This is a genomic window from Methylosinus sp. PW1, from assembly GCF_000745215.1.
In the GTDB taxonomy this organism is placed as follows: domain Bacteria; phylum Pseudomonadota; class Alphaproteobacteria; order Rhizobiales; family Beijerinckiaceae; genus Methylosinus.
On record NZ_JQNK01000002.1, the window covers coordinates 417,874 to 435,102 of the forward strand.

Consider the following 17,229-nt stretch of genomic DNA (forward strand, 5'->3'; position numbering starts at 1 on the left):
GACGTTTTTTCGACGTGAGGGAGCCAATGCCCATTCTACGCTATTCCGCGGCTTCGCCCTACGCCCGCAAGTGCCGCATCGTCGCCGAGATGCTCGGCCTCGGCCTCGGCGCGAGCGTCGAGCTCGTCGGCGCCGACACGACAAATCCTGCCGATTCGCTGCGCGCGCAAAACCCGCTCGGCAAGGTGCCCGTGCTCATCCTCGACAGCGGCGAGACCATCTATGACAGCCGTGTGATCTGCGAATATTTCGATCTTCTCGCCGGCGGCAAGCTCATTCCGCACGATCCCGCCGCGCGAATCGCGGCGCTGACGCTGCAGGCGCTCGGCGACGGCATGAACGACGCCGCGCTGCTCATTCGTTACGAGGGGACCCGGCCGGAGGCTCTGCGCTCCGCCGATTGGATCGCGCTGCAGAGCGGCAAGCTCGACCGCGCTTTGTCGGCGCTCGACGCCGCGCCGCCGGCCGGCCCGGCGACGATCGGCCATGTGGCCGTCGCCGCCGCGCTCGGCTATCTCGATCTGCGTTTCGAAGGCGCCTGGCGCGCGAAATATCCCGCGCTCCTCGCCTGGCTCGACGCATTTTCGCGCGAGGTTCCGGCCTTCGAGGCGACGCGCGTCGCCTAGCGTGATTCCGCCTCACATGCGCGCCGGCAGCTTGTCCTCCTCGGCGAGATTGGAGAAGCGCGTCACCTCCGCCTCGAAGGAGAGCGTCACCGTTCCCGTGGGGCCGTGACGCTGCTTGCCGAGAATCGCCTCGGCGCGCCCATGCACGCGCTCCATCTCGTTCTGCCAGGCGATATGCTCCTCCGTGCCTTCGCGCGGCTCGCGATTGCGCAGATAATATTCCTCACGATAGACGAACATCACCACGTCGGCGTCCTGCTCGATCGAGCCCGATTCGCGAAGGTCGGAGAGCTGCGGACGCTTGTCGTCGCGGCTCTCGACCTGACGCGACAGCTGCGAGAGCGCGATGATCGGCACCGCCAGCTCCTTGGCCAGCGCCTTCAGGCCCGTGGTGATCTCGGTCAGCTCCTGCACGCGATTGTCGCCGCGCGATTTGGAGCCGGAGAGCAGCTGAAGATAGTCCACGACGAGCAGATCGAGCCCGCGCTGGCGCTTCAGGCGTCGCGCCCGCGCGGTGAGCTGGGCGATGGAAATGCCGCCGCTCTGATCGATGAAGAAGGGCACGCTCTGCATCTCGCGCGCCGCCTCGGCGATGCGGCGGAAGTCGTCTTCGTTGATGTCGCCGCGGCGGATCTTGTAGGAGGGCACGCCGGATTGCTCGGCGATGACGCGCGTCGCCAATTGCTCGGCCGACATTTCCAGCGAGAAGAAGCCGACGATGCCGCCATTCGCAGCCTTGATCGAGCCGTCCGGCTGCTGCTCCGGCACATAGGATTTGGCGATATTGAAGGCGATATTGGTGGCCAGCGCCGTCTTGCCCATGCCAGGACGTCCGGCGACGATGATGAGATCGGACTTCTGCAGCCCGCCCATTTTCTCGTCGAGATCGACGAGGCCAGTGGCGACGCCGGAGAGATGCCCGTCGCGCTGATAGGCGCTGCTCGCCATATCCATGGCGGTGGAGAGCGCGTCGGCGAAGCGCTGAAAGCCGCCGTCATAGCGACCGGTTTCGGCCACCGCATAGAGCTTGCGTTCGGCTTCCTCTATCTGCTGGCGTGGGGCTTGATCGACGGCCGCGTCGTAGGCGGAATTGACGATATCCTCGCCGATGACGATCAGCTCGCGCCGTACGGCGAGATCATGGATCGTGCGGCCATAGTCCTCGGCGTTGATGATCGTCGTCGCCTCGCGCGCGAGGCCCGCGAGATAGGTCTGCATCGGCACGCCGCCGGGAAGCTCTATGTCGCCCAAATGCGTCTTCAGAGTCACGACCGTGGCGATGCGTCCGGCGCGAATGATCTGCGACAAAACCTCGAAGATGCGTCGGTGCAAATCCTCGGAGAAATGTTCGGAGCGTAGAAAATCGGAGACGCGATCGAAGGCGTCATTGTTGATGAGTATGGCTCCGAGCAGCGCCTGCTCGGCCTCGATATTGTGCGGCGGCGTGCGATAGGCGGGCGCGTCGAGTGGCGCGACCGAAAAAGGCCGCGGACCCGGCAACGGTTCGATTGCTGGCATTTCTCTCTCATGGCGGGATGTCTTCGATGCTCGTGAACGCATAGCGACAGGCACTCGAGAACGGCGGCGAATTTGCCCGAAGGAGAGAGCGGCGCCAATGACAAAGATGGCCGCAAACCTCGGCGAATGCGAGCGCGGCCATCTTGTGAGTCATTTCCACATGCCACAGTGAAGCTTTCGGTCTATCTGCGTGAATTCCTTTGATTGTGACAATTTTGCCACGGCGAATCGCTCCAAAGGTAAAAAAGGCCGGAGACGCTGGCGTCTCCGGCCTTTTTCGATAGAGCGAATCGGTTGCGAGCGATCAGAGCTCGACGTCGCCGGCCTCGGCCAGAGCGGCGCCGACCTCGAGGCCGAGATCATCGAGCGTCGTCTCCTCGCGCGTGGCGGCGGCCTCGCCGCGCGCCTGACGTTCGGCCTCTTCGGCGGAGCGAGCGACGTTGACGATGATCTTCACCTCGATCTCGGGATGCAGATTCACCGGCACATTATGCAGGCCGAGCGCCTTGATCGGATGCTGGAGGTCGATCTGATTGCGGTTGAGCGAGAAGCCGCCCGCGGTCGCCGCGTCGGAAATGTCGCGTGGGGCCACAGAGCCATAGAGATGGCCGCTCTCGCCGGCCTGGCGAATGATGACGAAGGTCTGACCCTCGAGCTTCTCGGCGACGGCCTCGGCCTCCTTGCGGGCGGTGAGGTTGCGCGCCTCGATCTGAGCGCGCTGCGTCTCGAAATGCTTCTTGTTGTTTTCCGTGGCGCGCAGCGCCTTGCCGCGCGCGAGCAGGAAGTTGCGCGCATAGCCGTCGCGCACGCGAACGGTGTCGCCCATCTGGCCGAGCTTGGCCACGCGCTCCAGCAGAATGACATCGACCATGGGTTCTCTCTCCTCAGTGTCTCTCGAATTGCGCCGCGGCGACTCTCAGCCGCGCCGCGCCTGCGCCGCCTGCTTGCGGCTTCGGAACGAAAACGCCGCATCGGCGACGCCGATGACGGTGAATAGGACGATCGGCCAGGCGAACAGGCCGATGACGATATAGATGACGGTGAGCGTCACGCCGCCGATGCGCGTCCCGCGCAGCAGAAAGTGAACGACGGCGAGGCCCTGCATCGCCAGAGCGAGGCCGAGCGTCTCGGCGATCACCAGCCCGATCTCGCCGGCGAGGTCGCCGAGATAGGCGAGGGCGCAGGCGGCGAGAAAGGCTCCGGCCGCCGCGCGCGGCAGCACGAATTCCTGCGCAATGTCGGGCCAGGGCCGCGGCAGCGCCTCGGAGGCGCGGGCGAGCAGGCCAGCGCCCCACAGATTGAGCGCATGGCTGAACAAAGCGAGCGCCGCGAGCGTCGCCGGAAAGGCGAAGACGACGAGCGCTGAAAGCTGGCTGGCGTCGAGCTTGTCGCCGAGCTCCTGCGTGCGGATGAGATCCTCGATCGCCATGAAGGCGCGAGCCCGCAGCGGGTTCAGTGCCTCGTCGAGGCTGCCGAAGCGAATCGCCGCTATGGCGACCGCCGCCGAGACGGCGGCCGCGACCACGCCGCCGGCGGCGAGCACAGCCCAGGCCGGCGCATGGGACGTCACCAGCTCGCGGCCGCGCCAATTGGCTCCAGAGACGACATAGGCGGCGGCGAGCGCCGGCACCGCGACCAGAAAAGCGTAGACGAGGCCGAAGATCGGATTGGGCCAGATCGACAGCAGGCCGGTCGCGATGAGGCCCGCGGTCGCGCCATGGCGCAGGCCGAAGCCGAGCGCGACGATGGAGATCGGCAGCGGCGCGAGAAAGGCGAACAGAACCGACGCCGAAGTGCCCTTGGTGAGGACGGCGAACACGGCCGCGCCCGCGAGACCGCCGCCGATGGAGGCGAAGATCTGCGAGAACGAAAAGTCGCCGTTGTCGGGAACGGGCAGTTTCTTGCGTTCGGGTAGAAGCTGGGGCATGGGCTCAACGCTTGTTCGAGGGCGAGCGCGATCATCTCGCGTCCAGCCCCCTGAACGCCGGCGAAGCCCGCCTTTTAAGGCGAGCGATCTCTCCCGGCAAGGGTGGAAGCGCGAAAAACCCGCTTCGTATAGCCGAAAACGTCGCCGGAGCGGCGTTTTTCGCCTTTATTGGCGGCGTAGAGCCGGGCCGGGCTTCTCGCCGAGCACGCGCCAGCTGCCCGCGAGGCCGAGGCCGACCGCGAAAATCAGCGCGCCGAGTGTCGTCAGCGCGACCGGCCAAGGGCGGAAGACGAAATCCATCCGCATCAGCGCCTCCAATATGAAGGCCGCAGCGCCGGCGCCCGCGATGACCGAGAAGAGGCCGGCCACGAGGCCGAGCAGAGCGAATTCGAGCGCGAAGGCGCCGGTCAGCCAAGCGCGCGTCGCGCCCAGCGTCGTCAATATTATGGCGTCGCGCTGGCGTCCGCGCTGGCTCGCCGCCACGGCGCTCCCGAGCGCCAGCGCCGCCGTGACGATGGCGAGGCCGGCGGCCGCCCGCGCCGCGAAGGTCAGTTGATCGGCGATCTTCTCCGCCGCCTCCAGCGCGTCCTTCACGCGCAGCGCCGCGACTTGCGGAAAGCGCGTGGCCGCCTCGCGCGTCAGCCTTTTGTCGCGCTGCGGATCGTCGCGATCGGCGAAGGCGACGGTGAAAATCTCCGAAAAGGGCGCGTCGGCGAAGGCGTCGGGCGAGAACACCATCATGAAATTAATGCCATAGCTGCGCCAGTCGACGCGGCGCAGATTGGCGATGCGGACGGTGAGATCGCGGCCGAGCACATTGACGACGATCTCGTCGCCGACCGTGAGGCCGAGCCCTTCGGCGACGCGCGCCTCCAGCGAGACGAGGGGCGGGCCGCTGCGTCCCTCTTCCCACCATTGTCCGGCGACGATCTCCGAGCCCTTGGGCGGCGTCGCGGCGAAGGTGACGCCGCGGTCGCCCTCCAGCGCCCAGGCGATATCGTCCGGGGGCTTCAGATTCTCGGAGCGGACGCCCTTCACGGCGACGATGCGGCCGCGCATCATCGGCACATGCTCGATGCGGGCGTCGGGGGAGAAGGAGGAGAGGAAGGCGGCGAATTCGTCCGCCTGCTCCTTGGCGACGTCGACGAAATAGAAGCTCGGCGTGCGGCTCTTCTGCGCCTGGAACAATTCCGCGTGAATGGAGCCCTCGATCAGCGCCAGCGCGACGAGAAGCGTCTGCGTCACGCCGAGCGAGACGATCAATGTCGCGGCGAGGCTCTTGGGGCGGCGAATATTGCCGATCGCATGGCGTAGCCGCGCGCCGGGCGCATGGGCGAAGCGCCGCGCCGCACGGACGACGAGAGCCGCGACGCCGCGCAGCAGGACGAAGGCCATGGCGGTGGCGGCGATATAGGTCGCCGCGAGCTTCTTGTCGGCGGCCGAGAGCATGACCAGTGCCACGAGCGCCGCCGCCGCGAGCAGCGCTGCGAGAAGAAAGACGCGGGGAGGGGATTTTTCCTCGGCCTCGTCGCGCAAGAGCCGCGCGACCGGCGTTCCATAGGCGCGGCCGAGCGGCGGCAGCGCGAAGATCAGCGTCACCAGAAGCCCATAGGCCGCGCCGACGGCGAGCGAGCGCGCGTCGAGCGTCGGCGAGAAGGGCAGGGGAATGGAAGCCGAAAGGGCGAGGTCGGCGAGATAAGGAAAGGTCGCGCCGATCGCGAGACCTCCGATGACGGCGAGGCCGGCGACGAGCAGCACCTCGACGAGGGCCATGGCGAAGACGCGCGAGGCCGGCGCGCCCAGCGCCTTCAATATTGCGAAAGCGTCGCGCTTTCTGGCGACGAAGCCAGAAACGGCGTTGGCGACGCCGGCGCCGCCCGCGACCAGCGCGGTCAGCGCCACGAGCGTCAGCAGCTGGGTGAAGCGCTCCTGATTGCGCGAGAATTGCGGGGAGACCGCGTCTCGCTTGCGCAAATCCCAGCCGGCGTCCGGAAAAGCCGCGGTCAGCGCCGTGACGAAACGCTCGACCTCCGCGTCGCTGGCGACGGCTTCGGTCTTGCCGAGCGAGACGCGCGTCAGCCAGCGCGCCACGGCGCCCGGCTGCAGCAGCCCGGTCGCCTTCAGCGCCTCCTGGCTCATCAGCACGCGCGCGCCGAAGCCGAAGGCGCCGGCGAGCTTATCGGGCTCGCTCGAGAGCTCGGCTGTCAGGGTGAAGGAGCCGGCGCCGATCTTCACCGGGTCGCCGATCTCGAGCCCGAGCCGCGCGATGAGGCTCGCATCGGCGACGAGGCCGAAGCCGCCGTCGCGCTGCGCCAGAGCCTCGGCGAGCGGCAGCGCCGGCGTCAGCTCGACTGCGCCGGCGCCGGGATAGGCCGAATCGACGGCCTTTATTTCGATCAGCGCGGCCTCGCCGCTCGCCGAGCGGGCCATGGCGCGCATCAGGCCGATCTCGCAGACGCGGCCGTCGCGCTCCAAGAACTCGCGCTCCTGCGGCGAGAGCCGCCGCATTGTGGTGGCGACGGAGACGTCGCCGCCCAGAATCGTGCGCCCCTCGCGGGCGAGGCCGTCGGCGAGCGAGCGCGACACGGCGCCGACGCCGGAAATGGCGGCGACGCCGATGACGATGCAGGCGATGAAGACGGAAAAGCCGCGCAGATCGCCGGAAAGGTCGCGCAGGGCGAAACGCAGCGCCAGCGGCAGGCGCGAGATGAATCTCGCTTTCATGACGCCGGCGCCTCGTCCTCTATGCGGCCGGAGCGCAATCGCACGGCGCGGTCGCAGCGGGCGGCGAGGGAGGGGTCGTGCGTCACCAGCACCAGCGTCGCCGAGCGTCGCGCCTTTTGCGCGAAGATGAGATCGACGATGGCCGCGCCGGTCTCCGAATCGAGATTGCCGGTCGGCTCGTCGGCGACGAGAATCACAGGGTCGGGCGCGAGCGCCCTGGCGATGGCGACGCGCTGCTGCTCGCCGCCGGACATTTGCGCGGGATAATGGGAGAGGCGGTGGCGAAGGCCCACGGCCTCCAGCTCCTGCGCGGCGCGCTCGAAAGCGTCGGCGCGGCCGGCGAGCTCCAGCGGGATGGCGACATTCTCCAGCGCCGTCATCGTCGCGATGAGCTGGAAAGACTGGAAGACGACCCCTATCTTCCCTCCACGGAACCGCGCCAGCGCATTTTCATCGAGCCGGGCGAGGTCGCTGCCGTCGACGAGCACCTTGCCGGAATCGGGCCGCTCGAGGCCGGCGAGCATCATCAGCAATGTGGATTTCCCCGAGCCGGAGGGTCCGACGAGGCCGACAGCCTCGCCGCGCGCGACGGCGAGGCTTATGTTCTTGAGCACATGGACGCGCGCCGCGCCCGCTCCGAGGGTGAGATCGACGTCCTCGAGCTCGATGACCGGCCGCTGCACTTTGGAGGTCCTAATGGTTTGCCGCTGCGCCCGCCGCCGCTCTCGCGACCCGGCCAAGACGCCCGCCCCGACATATGCGAAGGCGCCGCCGGTTTCCAGTGCGCGGCCGCGCTTTCGTCCGCTCGGCCCGGCGGCGCTGCTCTGCGCCGCCGCGATTTTGGCGCTTCTCACCATGATCTCTCTGCCCGCCGCGGCCGAGCCGCTGCGCGTCATCGCCTTCGGCGACAGTCTCAGCGCCGGCTTTCAGCTGCCGGCGGACGCCTCCTTTCCGGCGCAGCTCGAGGCCCGGCTGAAAAATGACGGCTATGACGCCCGCGTCGTCAACGCCAGCGTCTCCGGCGACACCACGAGGGGCGGGCTGGCGCGCGTCTCCTATGCGCTGCGCGACGGCGGCGATCTGATGATTCTCGAGCTCGGCGCCAATGACATGCTGCTCGGCTTCGATCCGGCGACGACGCGCGGCAATCTGGAGAAAATCATCGGCGCCGCCGAGGAAAAGGGCCTCGCCGTGCTGCTCGCCGGAATGCTGGCCAACGCCAATTTCGGCGAGGAGCAGAAAAAAGCCTTCGACGCCATTTTCCCCGATCTCTCGGCGCGGCGCGGCCTGCCGCTCTATCCCTTCTTTCTCGAGGGCGTCGTCGGCGAGAAGGGCATGACCCTCGTCGACGGATTGCATCCGAGCCGGGCCGGTGTGGCGCGGATCGTCGCCGGCGTCGCGCCTTTGGCGGAGAAGCGCCTCGATTCCCTGCGATCGACGCGTCAGGGCGCCGCGCAGCGCTGAGCGAGGCCGCGAGCGAGGCCGTGAGAAAAAATCCGTTCACATGCCGGATTTTCGTTACAGCCGTCGCATTCTCGATATAGTGCCGACACCATCCTTAGCGCGCGCCATTGCGGCGCGCCGATCCGCGAGGAGGCGCCGACAACGGCCCCGTCGCTCCGCCGTATCCGCGGCCGGGCAGGGACCGAGCGAGCAGACAGCGACTTCGCCTTTTCCACTCCCCGAGCGCCTTGCGAGGCCAGGATGGAGGACCTGCGATGCCCAGACTGTTCACCGCCCTCGAAATCCCCCCTCTCGTCGCCGGCGATCTCGCCGCTCTGCGCGGAGGCGTTCCGGGAGCCCGCTGGATCGACGCGGAAAATTATCACATCACGCTGCGCTTCATCGGCGATGTGGACGATGCGCTCGGCCATGACGCGGCCATGACGCTTGCCGCCATCCGCCGTCCTCCCGTCTCGATCACGCTGGAAGAGCTGTCGAGCTTCGGCGGCGACAAACCGCGCGCCATTGTGGTGAAGGCGCGCGCCGATTCGGCGCTGGCCGAGCTGCAGGCGGAGCAGGAGCGCCTGCTGCGGCGCATCGGCATTCCGCCCGAGCCGCGCAAATTCGTGCCGCATGTGACGCTCGCGCGCCTGCGCGGGGCGTCCTGCTCCTCGGTCGCGACCTATCTCGGCACGCGCGGCTATTTTCCGCCCATGCGCTTCGAGGCGGCGCGCTTCGTGCTGTTCTCCTCGCGTGATTCGGTCGGCGGCGGGCCTTATATCGTCGAGGCCGACTATCCGCTGCGCGACCGCAAGGCGCTCGCCGGCGGCGCCCGCGAGCTCACCGCCTACAGCCGATAACGGTCAGGCGCTCGCCGGCGCAGTCTTGCGTCCGCGCTCGACGACGGCGGCGAGCGAAGGATCTTGCGCCACCGCCTCCACGATGAGGCGGTCGGAGGCGCTTTCGATCGTGTTCTGCATGCGCTCGAAAAAGTCCCGCGGCTCGAGGCCCGGCGGGATGATCGGCAGATATTCGATGACCACGGTTCCCGGCCGCACGATGAAGGCCTTACGCGCCCAGAACAGGCCGGAATTCAGCGCCACCGGCAGGCAGGCCGCGCCGGTCTCGCGATAGAGCATCGCGACGCCGAACTTATAGAGCGGCGGCGCGCCCGCCGGCCGCCGCGTCCCCTCCGGAAAGATGAACAATTGCCGGCCTTGCGCGAACAGCGCCTTGGTCTTCTCGATCAGCTGCGGCAGCAGCTTGCCGCCCTTGGCGCGATCGATGCCGATCTGCTCGGCGCCCATGAGGTACCAGCCGAAAAAGGGGATGAACACCAGCTCGCGCTTGAGAATATAGGAGAAATCCGGCGAATGCAGCGGGAGGACGAAGGTCTCCCACGTCGACTGATGCTTGCAGGCGACGATGACCGGCCCTTTCGGAATATTCTCGAGGCCGCGAAACTCGAATTTCAGCCCGACGATCTTCTCGAGCCAGAAGAGCGACGTTCGCCCCCAGACGCGGCCGAGCGTCATGGAGGCGTGCCGCTTCATCAGCAGCGCCGGCAGCCAGATGATCTGCAGCGCCATGAGGCTGACGAAGAAAGCGATGTGGAACAGCAGCGAGCGCAGGAGGAGCATGCTTTGGTCGCCCGTCGGGTTTCGCCAAAAGGTGGGTCGCGAAAGCCTTCTAATGCGCTTTTCTTTCGAACGGAACCGCCGCTCGGTCGGGCCGGCGCGCTTTCTCGGGCGCTGCGCCCGCCGATTCAGCGCGCTTGCGCCGTGAGGCGGGCGGTCTCGGCCGGGGCGAGAGCCGTTGCGGAAAGACCCGGCTCCAGCAGCCGGGTGCGCAACAGGACGTAGAGATATTTGACATATTCGGCCGCGATGAGCCGCGTCACGGCGAGATCGTCGAGCCAGTCCTCGACGCGAAGATGGTCGCTGACCACGGCGAAAGGATAGAGTTCCGCCCCCGGCAGCGCCGCCGACAGCTCGGCCAGAGCGCGTGGCATATGGTAATTGGAGGTGACGATGATGAGCGAGCCTGCGCCGATTCCATGCGCCTGCGCCCAGTCGCGCGTCTCCCGCGCATTGCCGATCGTGTCCTGGGCGCGGTAGCCGAGATCGACGCAGCATTCGAACAGCTCCCGGGAAACCGGCAGCAGCTTGGCGATCTCATGGCCGCGCGTCGCCCGATTGACCCCGGTGATGAGCAGCCGGCGCGCCTGGCCGCGCGCCAGGAGCCCGCCCGCCTCATAGACGCGGTCGGAGCCGCCGGTCAGCACGACGACGCCATCGGCCTGCACGGTCAGGGTCGATTCGGTCCGCTCCAGCGAGAGGGCGAAGCCGATGAAGCCGGCCACGAAGGCGGAGGCCAGAAAGCAGAAGAGGGCGAGGACCGCGAGGCGCCAGCGTCCGGGCGCGGCCCATCCTCCTGCTCTCCCGTATCGCGCATGCGCTCGCAAGCGTCCACCTCGTCGCCGGTCCCCGTCTCGTCGCCGTCCCCGGCCGCGAATCCTCGACAAGATGGAAGCGGCGCTCGAGGCCGTCCAGGGCCGGGCGGAATTTATGCCCCGTTAGAGTTTACTCGGCCCTATCCAGACGCCGCAATTGGCGGAACACGATCTCCTGAGACATGAAGCCGGTGAGCAGCCCGGCGGCGGCCGAGATGAGGCCGACGACGGTGAAGCCGAGCGGCCCCAGCGAGAAGCTGCCGAACATGGCCTCCAGCTGATCGCCGTCCGGCGTCGCGGTCCAGCGATTGGCGAGATAGCCGGCGAAGAGAAAAAAGCCCATGGCCGAGGCGCCGCCGATGAAGCCGCCGCGCAGCCCCAGCACCAGGAAGCGCCGCTGGAACTGCTGGGCGATATATTTGTCCGCCGCGCCGACGAGATGCAGCACCTCTATGATCTCGCGATTGCCGACCATGGCCGCCCGCGTGGCGAAGGCGACGGCGAGGCCCATGGCGACCACGATCAGCACGAAGACCAGCGCCGCCACCGCCACCACAGTGCGCGCCATCTGGCCGAGCCGCTCCACCCACAGTCGGTGATCGTCCAGCGCCGCGCTCGGCAGCGCCTGGGCCAGCTCGCGGCGCAACGCGTCGAGATCGGCGCGGCGGCTGTCGTCCAGCTTGACGACGATCATGCGCGGGGCCGGCAGCTCGGCGAAATCGAGGCCCTGGCCGAGCCAGGGGGCGAGCAGCGCCTCCGACTCCGCCTTCGTATAGACGCGCACGTCGCGCACGCCCTCGGCGGCGACGAGGACCGAGGTGGCCTTGCTCACATCGGCTTCTATGTCGCGGCCGGGCAGGGGGCGGATCTGCACGCTGGCCTCGCGCGCCACCTCGCGCCGCCAATCGACGCTGGCGTCGGCGACCATCAGCGCCGCCCCGGCCGAGAGCGCCGCCAGAAAGGTCATAATGGCGATGACGATGACCAGCGAGCGTCCGGCGATGGAGGAGGTGGGGACGAGCGGCGTCTCCCGGCCGAGGACCTCCTCGAGCACGGCCTCCTTGGCCGCGCCGGGCGCCGGGCGCTGGCCGGGGCGGGGCTTGGCGTCATTCGAAGACATGCAGCCGCCCATCCGCGAGCACCAGACGGCGCGCGCTCTCATATTGCTCCATCAGCGCCAGATCATGGGTGGCGATGACCACCGAGGTTCCGCTCTTGTGCAATTCCACGAAGAGCCGCAGCAGCCGCCGCGCCAGAGTGGGGTCGAGATTGCCGGTCGGCTCGTCGGCGAGCAGCAGTTCCGGCCGCACGATCAGCGCGCGGGCGATGGCGGCGCGCTGCTTCTCGCCGCCCGAGAGCACGCTCGGCAGGCTGGCGATGCGCTCGTCGAGGCCGACCCAGCGCAAGAGCTCCAGCACCTCGGCGCGATAGCTCGCCTCCTCGCGGCCGATGACCCGCAGCGGCAGAGCGACATTCTCATATAAATTGAGATGCTCCAGCAGGCGAAAGTCCTGGAAGACGACGCCGATGCGCCGACGAATGTCGGTGACGGAGTCCTTGTCCAGCGTCTCCGTATCCTTGCCGAAGAGGGTGATTCGCCCGCGCGTCGGCTTCAGCGACAGCAAGACGAGCTTCAAAAGCGTCGTCTTGCCGGCGCCGGATGGTCCGGTGAGGAATTGGAACGAGCGCGGCGTGATGGAAAAAGCGAGATCGCTCAATATCTCGCTGCCGTTTCCATAGCGCAGGCCGACGTTCTCGAAGGTCAGCAAAGGCGTGTATCCATTGGCGGGCTCAGAATCGCGCTGCGGGGAGATTAGCAGTTCACTGCCCATTAACCATATCGGCGGCTAATCGACGACATGTCGGCGGCCGATTCCGAAGCGGCGGCCCACGGTTCGGAGACCGGCCATGCGCAACGACCTCGCCCCGCACAATTCTCCGGTCGGCTCGGCCTCAAAGGACCATGACCTGGACGAGAGCCGGCTGTGGCGGGAGCCGCCGCATGAGAGCGATCTCGTCGATGAGCGGCGCCAGCGCCTGCTGCCGCTGATCGCGGCGATCATCGCCGTCGTCTTCGGGGCCATGGCGCTGATCGGCATGCGCGAGAAGATCGTGCGGGTCATGCCCTTCGCGACCGCGCTCTATTCGGCCATGGGACTGAAGGTCAGCGCCGCCGGGCTCGATCTGCGCGGCGTCACCTCCAAGATCGTCACCGAGGGAACGCGCAAGGTGCTCACCGTCGAGGGCGAGATCGTCAATCTGCGGCGCTCGGCCAATCGCGTGCCGCCGATGGCGCTGGCCATCCGCGGCGCCGACGGCCGCGAGCGCTACAGCTGGACCGCCGCCGCGCCGAAAATGCGGCTCGCGGCCGGGGAGAGCGTGCAGTTCCGCGCGCGCCTCGCCTCGCCGCCCGCCGATGGCGCCGATGTGCAGGTGCGCTTCGCCGCGCTCGAGGATGCGGAGAAAGCGGCGCGATAGGCGCGCCGCGTTCCCTTGGCGCGCGAAATGGCCTAAGCAGGCCTCATGCCGACGCATGCGCCTCTCCTTTTCGTGAACGCCCGCCTCGTCGATCCCGCCTCCGGCGTGGAGACGCGCGGTGGGCTCCTCGTCCTCGACGGAAAAATCGCCGATCTCGGCCCGGCTCTGACGGCCGAATCCGCCCCGCAAGGCGCGCAAATCGTCGATTGCGCGGGCGATGTGCTCGCGCCCGGCCTCATCGACATGCAGGCCTTTCTCGGCGAGCCGGGAGCCGAGCATCGCGAGACCATAGCCACCGCGACAGCGGCGGCGGCGGCCGGCGGCGTCACCACCATTGTCGCCGCCCCCGGCACCTCGCCGCCGATCGACGATCCGGCCGTCGTGGACTTTGTGCTGCGCCGCGCCCGCGACACCGGCCGCGTCCGCGTGCTGCCCATGGCGGCGCTCACCAAAGGGCGCGAGGGCAAGGAAATCTCCGAATTCGGCCTGCTGCGCGAGGCCGGCGCCATCGCCTTCTGCGACGGCAAGCGCTCGCTGCGCAACGCCCAGACCATGCGCCGGGCTCTGACCTACGCCCGCGATTTCGACGCGCTCATCATCCATTTCCCGGAGGATCGCGATCTCGTCGGCGAGGGCGTCATGAATGACGGCGAATTGGCGACGCGGCTCGGCCTCGCCGGCGTGCCCAAGGAGGCGGAGGCCATTATCGTCGATCGCGATCTGCGCCTCGTCGAGCTGACCGGCGCGCGCTACCACGCCTCCATCGTGGCCAATGGCCTGTCGCTGGCGGCGCTTCAGGAGGCGAAGGCGCGCGGCCTGCCGGTGACGTGCGGGACCACGATCAATCATCTGACGCTCAATGAGAACGACATCGGCGACTACCGCACCTTCCTGAAGCTGCGTCCCCCGCTGCGCCATGAGGACGAGCGTCGTCAGCTGGTGGAGGCGGTGGCGAGCGGCCTCATCGACGTCATTCTCTCCGATCACGATCCGCAGGACGTCGAGATGAAGCGCCTGCCTTTCGCCGAGGCCGAGGCCGGCGCCGTCGGCCTCGAGACCATGCTGGCGGCGGGGCTGCGGCTCGTTCACTCGGGCGATGTGCCGTTGCCGACGCTGCTGCGGGCCATGTCCACGCGGCCGGCCGAGATTCTACGCCTGGAGCAGGGGCGTCTCGCCAAGGGCGTGCCGGCCGATCTCATCCGCTTCGACCCGGACGAGCCCTTCGTCGTTGATCCGTCCGAATTGCATTCCCGCTGCAAGAACACGCCCTTCGACACGGCGCGCCTGCAAGGTCGGGTGAAATCGACATTCGTCGCGGGAGAATCCGTCTTCGAGCGGCCGGACGTCTAGAGCTGGACCATTCCGAAAAAGCGCCTTCTCGCCTCGATTTCGCCTATTTCGGGAAAAACTGGCAAGTCGAATGTGAATCTTTGAAATAGGTACGTAGATTAACTGCCCGTAACTTCCGCGAACCGAAGGCGGGGCGTTATCCCTGATTCTGCGTTCGTTTTCCCGCGGCGCGCCGCCTTCGACGAGAAAATCGCCCGAGCGGCCGGGCCGTCACGTGGAAGAGAAACGATGCTTGGTTCCCGAATTTCCCTCGTCGCGCTGATGGTCGCCGCGGCGCCTGCGCTGCAGGCGCGCGCCCAGGAGGCGCTGCCCGACATCGACATTATCGCGACGTCGCCGGAGGCGGGCGCGGGGATCGAAAAGTCGAAGATTTCCACCAATCCGATCACCATCTCGCGCAAGGACCTCGACCGCGATCACGCGCTCACCCTCACCGAGACCTTGGCGCGGCGCAACGCCTCGATCAACATCAACGAGGTCGCCGGCAATCCCTTCCAGCCGGATGTGACCTATCGCGGCTTCTCGGCCTCGCCGGTGGCCGGGACGCCGCAGGGCCTCGCCATTTATCAGGACGGCGTGCGCATCAACGAGGCCTTCGGCGATGCGGTCAATTGGGATCTGATCCCGACCGTCGCCATCGCCAATGGCGACATCGTCAGCGGCAATCCGCTGTTCGGCCTCAACGCGCTCGGCGGCGCGCTGACGCTCGAGATGAAGAACGGCTTCACCTGGCAGGGCTTCGAGGCTGACGGCCGGGGCGGCTCTTATGGGCGCCGCGTCGGCACGCTGCAATATGGGAAGCAGATCGACAATTGGGCCGCCTATTTCGCCTTCGAGGGCATTGGCGACGGCGGCTGGCGCCAGCGCTCGGGCTCCTCCGTGCTGCGCGGCTTCGCCGATCTCGGCTATAAGGGCGACAAGACTGAATTCCATTTGAATTTCACCGGCGCGGGCACGCGGCTCGGCGCGGCGGCGGCGACGCCGGTCGATCTGCTGCAGCGGGGCGGCTACGGCTCCATCTTCACAACGCCGCAGACGACCAACAACGATCTCGCCTTTGTGAATTTCAAGGGCGCCTATGAGGCGACGAATCATCTGAAGTTCAACGGCAACGCCTATTTCCGCCAGTTCCAGCAGGAGCATGTCGACGGCAATCTGGCCGATGTCGAGCGCTGCAGTGCGCAGGCCTTCATCTGTCAGGACAATGATCCGTTCCTGGTCAATGTGCCGACCAACGCCCAGCGCCGCCTGCGCGATGTCTCCGGTAATCTCATTCCCGCCTCGGTCCTCGCCGGCGGCGTGCCGGCGAGCGTCGACAAGACGAAAACAGACTCGCGCTCCTTCGGCTTCGCGCTGCAGGGGACCTATGACGAGGCGATTTTCGGCTTCAAGAACAAGCTCGTCGTCGGCGGCTCGCACGATCGCCAGCATGTCGACTTCCGCGGCTATTCCGAGCTCGGCGTGCTGCAGCCCGATCTTTCCGTCGCCTCGACCGGGCTCATCTATCAGAACGCCGTTCCCGAGGGCGGCTTCCAGCAGGTGAGCGTCGGCGGCCGTAATTTCTATTGGGGCGTCTATGCGCTCGACACGCTGGACGTAACCGACAAGCTCACCGTCACCGCGGGCCTGCGCTTCAACAGCGCCGACATCGCGCTTTTCGACCACCGCGGCGTCTCGCTCAACAGCAACGCCGTCTATCAGCGGGTCAATCCGGTCGCGGGTCTCACCTATAATTTCCTTCCCGAATTCACCGTCTATGGCAATTATTCGGAAGCCAATCGCGCGCCGACGGCGTTGGAGAACGGCTGCTCGGACCGCCTGCATCCCTGCATGATCGATGGTTTTCTCGTCTCCGATCCGCCGCTGAAGCAGGTGGTGGCGCGGACCTGGGAAGTGGGCTTCCGCGGCTATCACCCGATCGGCCCCGACAATGGCCGTCTCGACTATCACGCCGGCCTGTTCCGAACCGAGAGCTCGGACGACATTCTCGCGCTGCCATCCGACGTGATCCAGGGCCGCGGCTATTACGCCAATGTCGGCCAGACGCGCCGGCAGGGCGTGGAAGCCGGCGTCACATGGCGCAATGATTTCCTGGCGCTCTATGCCGATTACGCGCTCATCGACGCCACCTTCCGCAGCTCGATGACGCTGAACTCCGGCGACAATCCCTACGCCGACGAAAATGGCCAGATTCATGTGCGTCCGGGCAATGTGCTGCCAGGAATTCCGCGCCATCGCGTCAAGCTCGGCTTCGATTACAATATAACGTCGGAATGGAAGTTCGGCCTGGACTATGTTCTGACGAGCGGCGTGCATCTGGCCGGCGACGAGGCCAATCTCGACAAGACTTTGCCGTCCTGGGGCATCGTCAATCTGAAGACCTCCTATAAGGTCATGGATAATGTCGAGGTCTATGCCCTCGTGCAGAATCTGTTCGATCGGCGCTACTATACTTTCGGCACTTATTTCGAAAGCGGCGCGCTGTCGGGCTTTTCCAACCCGCGTACGGTGGGGCCGGGCGCGCCGATTGCGGCCTATGGCGGCGTCAAGGTCAAGTTCTGACCTAAAGCTATGATCTAGCAACGGAATATTCTTTATCTGACGGGGAGGCGGCGATAAGCGGCGCCTCCCCTATCTTGTTTGAGCGGCCCGGCGGAATCGCGAACGCTCTTGAAGAAAAGCGGCAACCGCCTTAAAGGCACGCGCGCGCG

Annotated in this window: 15 protein-coding genes; 6 read left to right on the forward strand and 9 right to left on the reverse strand. The window is 67.0% G+C overall.

Translation table 11 applies throughout. The features are described 5' to 3' along the window. The first annotated feature begins 26 nt into the window (after positions 1-26). A complete protein-coding gene (locus K369_RS02480; RefSeq protein WP_036287041.1) occupies positions 27-626 on the forward strand; it encodes a glutathione S-transferase in 600 nt (199 codons plus the stop codon). Between the two features lie 12 nt (positions 627-638). On the opposite strand, the gene K369_RS02485 is transcribed toward K369_RS02480, so the two are convergent. The 5 genes from K369_RS02485 to K369_RS02505 form a co-directional block, all read right to left on the reverse strand. Next, entirely contained in the window at positions 639-2,144 is a 1,506-nt protein-coding gene (locus K369_RS02485; RefSeq protein WP_036287044.1) for a replicative DNA helicase, read from the reverse strand. Between the two features lie 304 nt (positions 2,145-2,448). Continuing rightward, on the reverse strand, positions 2,449-3,015 hold the full coding sequence (gene rplI, locus K369_RS02490) for a 50S ribosomal protein L9 (RefSeq protein WP_024880036.1): 567 nt from the start codon (positions 3,013-3,015) through the stop codon (positions 2,449-2,451). A gap of 45 nt (positions 3,016-3,060) precedes the next feature. Further along, complete coding sequence (locus K369_RS02495) at positions 3,061-4,071, reverse strand: DUF2232 domain-containing protein (protein WP_036287046.1); 1,011 nt, start codon at positions 4,069-4,071, stop codon at positions 3,061-3,063. Positions 4,072-4,236: 165 nt separating this feature from the next. Then, a complete protein-coding gene (locus K369_RS02500) occupies positions 4,237-6,795 on the reverse strand; it encodes an ABC transporter permease (RefSeq protein ID WP_036287048.1) in 2,559 nt (852 codons plus the stop codon). After that, on the reverse strand, positions 6,792-7,478 hold the full coding sequence (locus K369_RS02505) for an ABC transporter ATP-binding protein (RefSeq protein ID WP_036287050.1): 687 nt from the start codon (positions 7,476-7,478) through the stop codon (positions 6,792-6,794). The genes K369_RS02500 and K369_RS02505 overlap by 4 nt, the downstream gene beginning before the upstream one ends. Positions 7,479-7,491: 13 nt before the next feature. On the opposite strand from K369_RS02505, the gene K369_RS02510 reads away from it, so the two are divergent. Both K369_RS02510 and thpR read left to right on the forward strand, forming a co-directional pair. Beyond that, the gene (locus tag K369_RS02510; protein ID WP_084570394.1) at positions 7,492-8,259 is read left to right on the forward strand and encodes an arylesterase; all 768 of its coding nucleotides are present in this window, start codon (positions 7,492-7,494) and stop codon (positions 8,257-8,259) included. A 254-nt stretch (positions 8,260-8,513) separates the two neighbouring features. After that, a complete protein-coding gene (gene thpR / locus K369_RS02515; protein ID WP_036287052.1) occupies positions 8,514-9,098 on the forward strand; it encodes an RNA 2',3'-cyclic phosphodiesterase in 585 nt (194 codons plus the stop codon). Positions 9,099-9,101: 3 nt separating this feature from the next. Here thpR and K369_RS02520 read toward each other — a convergent pair whose 3' ends face one another. The 4 genes from K369_RS02520 to ftsE form a co-directional block, all read right to left on the reverse strand. Continuing rightward, positions 9,102-9,878: a 1-acyl-sn-glycerol-3-phosphate acyltransferase gene (locus K369_RS02520; RefSeq protein WP_036287054.1), complete on the reverse strand. Its 777-nt coding sequence runs from the start codon at positions 9,876-9,878 to the stop codon at positions 9,102-9,104. A 125-nt stretch (positions 9,879-10,003) separates the two neighbouring features. Beyond that, entirely contained in the window at positions 10,004-10,702 is a 699-nt protein-coding gene (locus K369_RS02525; RefSeq protein WP_036287057.1) for a YdcF family protein, read from the reverse strand. Positions 10,703-10,820: 118 nt separating this feature from the next. Next, positions 10,821-11,810 (reverse strand): ABC transporter permease, encoded by a 990-nt coding sequence (locus tag K369_RS02530; RefSeq protein ID WP_245278060.1) that lies wholly within the window; start codon positions 11,808-11,810, stop codon positions 10,821-10,823. Further along, the gene (ftsE, locus tag K369_RS02535) at positions 11,797-12,459 is read right to left on the reverse strand and encodes a cell division ATP-binding protein FtsE (RefSeq protein WP_024880027.1); all 663 of its coding nucleotides are present in this window, start codon (positions 12,457-12,459) and stop codon (positions 11,797-11,799) included. The genes K369_RS02530 and ftsE overlap by 14 nt, the downstream gene beginning before the upstream one ends. 139 nt (positions 12,460-12,598) lie before the next feature. Between ftsE and K369_RS02540 the strand changes: the two genes are divergently transcribed. The 3 genes from K369_RS02540 (at position 12,599) to K369_RS02550 (ending at position 17,080) form a co-directional block, all read left to right on the forward strand. After that, positions 12,599-13,168, forward strand: coding sequence for a hypothetical protein (locus tag K369_RS02540; protein ID WP_036287063.1), 570 nt, complete (start codon positions 12,599-12,601; stop codon positions 13,166-13,168). A 45-nt stretch (positions 13,169-13,213) separates the two neighbouring features. Beyond that, positions 13,214-14,518, forward strand: a complete 1,305-nt coding sequence (locus K369_RS02545; RefSeq protein WP_036287066.1) for a dihydroorotase — start codon at positions 13,214-13,216, stop codon at positions 14,516-14,518. A 228-nt stretch (positions 14,519-14,746) separates the two neighbouring features. After that, a complete protein-coding gene (locus K369_RS02550; protein ID WP_036287069.1) occupies positions 14,747-17,080 on the forward strand; it encodes a TonB-dependent receptor in 2,334 nt (777 codons plus the stop codon). The last annotated feature ends 149 nt before the right edge of the window (positions 17,081-17,229 follow it).

Coding starts and splice junctions, on each gene's coding strand:
- K369_RS02530 (WP_245278060.1), bottom strand. CDS start 11,810: ATGTCTTCGAATGACGCCAAGCCCCGCCCCGGCCAGCGCCCGGCGCCC.
- rplI (WP_024880036.1), bottom strand. CDS start 3,015: ATGGTCGATGTCATTCTGCTGGAGCGCGTGGCCAAGCTCGGCCAGATG.
- K369_RS02480 (WP_036287041.1), top strand. CDS start 27: ATGCCCATTCTACGCTATTCCGCGGCTTCGCCCTACGCCCGCAAGTGC.
- K369_RS02495 (WP_036287046.1), bottom strand. CDS start 4,071: ATGCCCCAGCTTCTACCCGAACGCAAGAAACTGCCCGTTCCCGACAAC.
- thpR (WP_036287052.1), top strand. CDS start 8,514: ATGCCCAGACTGTTCACCGCCCTCGAAATCCCCCCTCTCGTCGCCGGC.
- K369_RS02485 (WP_036287044.1), bottom strand. CDS start 2,144: ATGCCAGCAATCGAACCGTTGCCGGGTCCGCGGCCTTTTTCGGTCGCG.
- K369_RS02500 (WP_036287048.1), bottom strand. CDS start 6,795: ATGAAAGCGAGATTCATCTCGCGCCTGCCGCTGGCGCTGCGTTTCGCC.
- K369_RS02510 (WP_084570394.1), top strand. CDS start 7,492: ATGGTTTGCCGCTGCGCCCGCCGCCGCTCTCGCGACCCGGCCAAGACG.
- K369_RS02520 (WP_036287054.1), bottom strand. CDS start 9,878: ATGCTCCTCCTGCGCTCGCTGCTGTTCCACATCGCTTTCTTCGTCAGC.
- K369_RS02540 (WP_036287063.1), top strand. CDS start 12,599: ATGCGCAACGACCTCGCCCCGCACAATTCTCCGGTCGGCTCGGCCTCA.
- K369_RS02545 (WP_036287066.1), top strand. CDS start 13,214: ATGCCGACGCATGCGCCTCTCCTTTTCGTGAACGCCCGCCTCGTCGAT.
- K369_RS02550 (WP_036287069.1), top strand. CDS start 14,747: ATGCTTGGTTCCCGAATTTCCCTCGTCGCGCTGATGGTCGCCGCGGCG.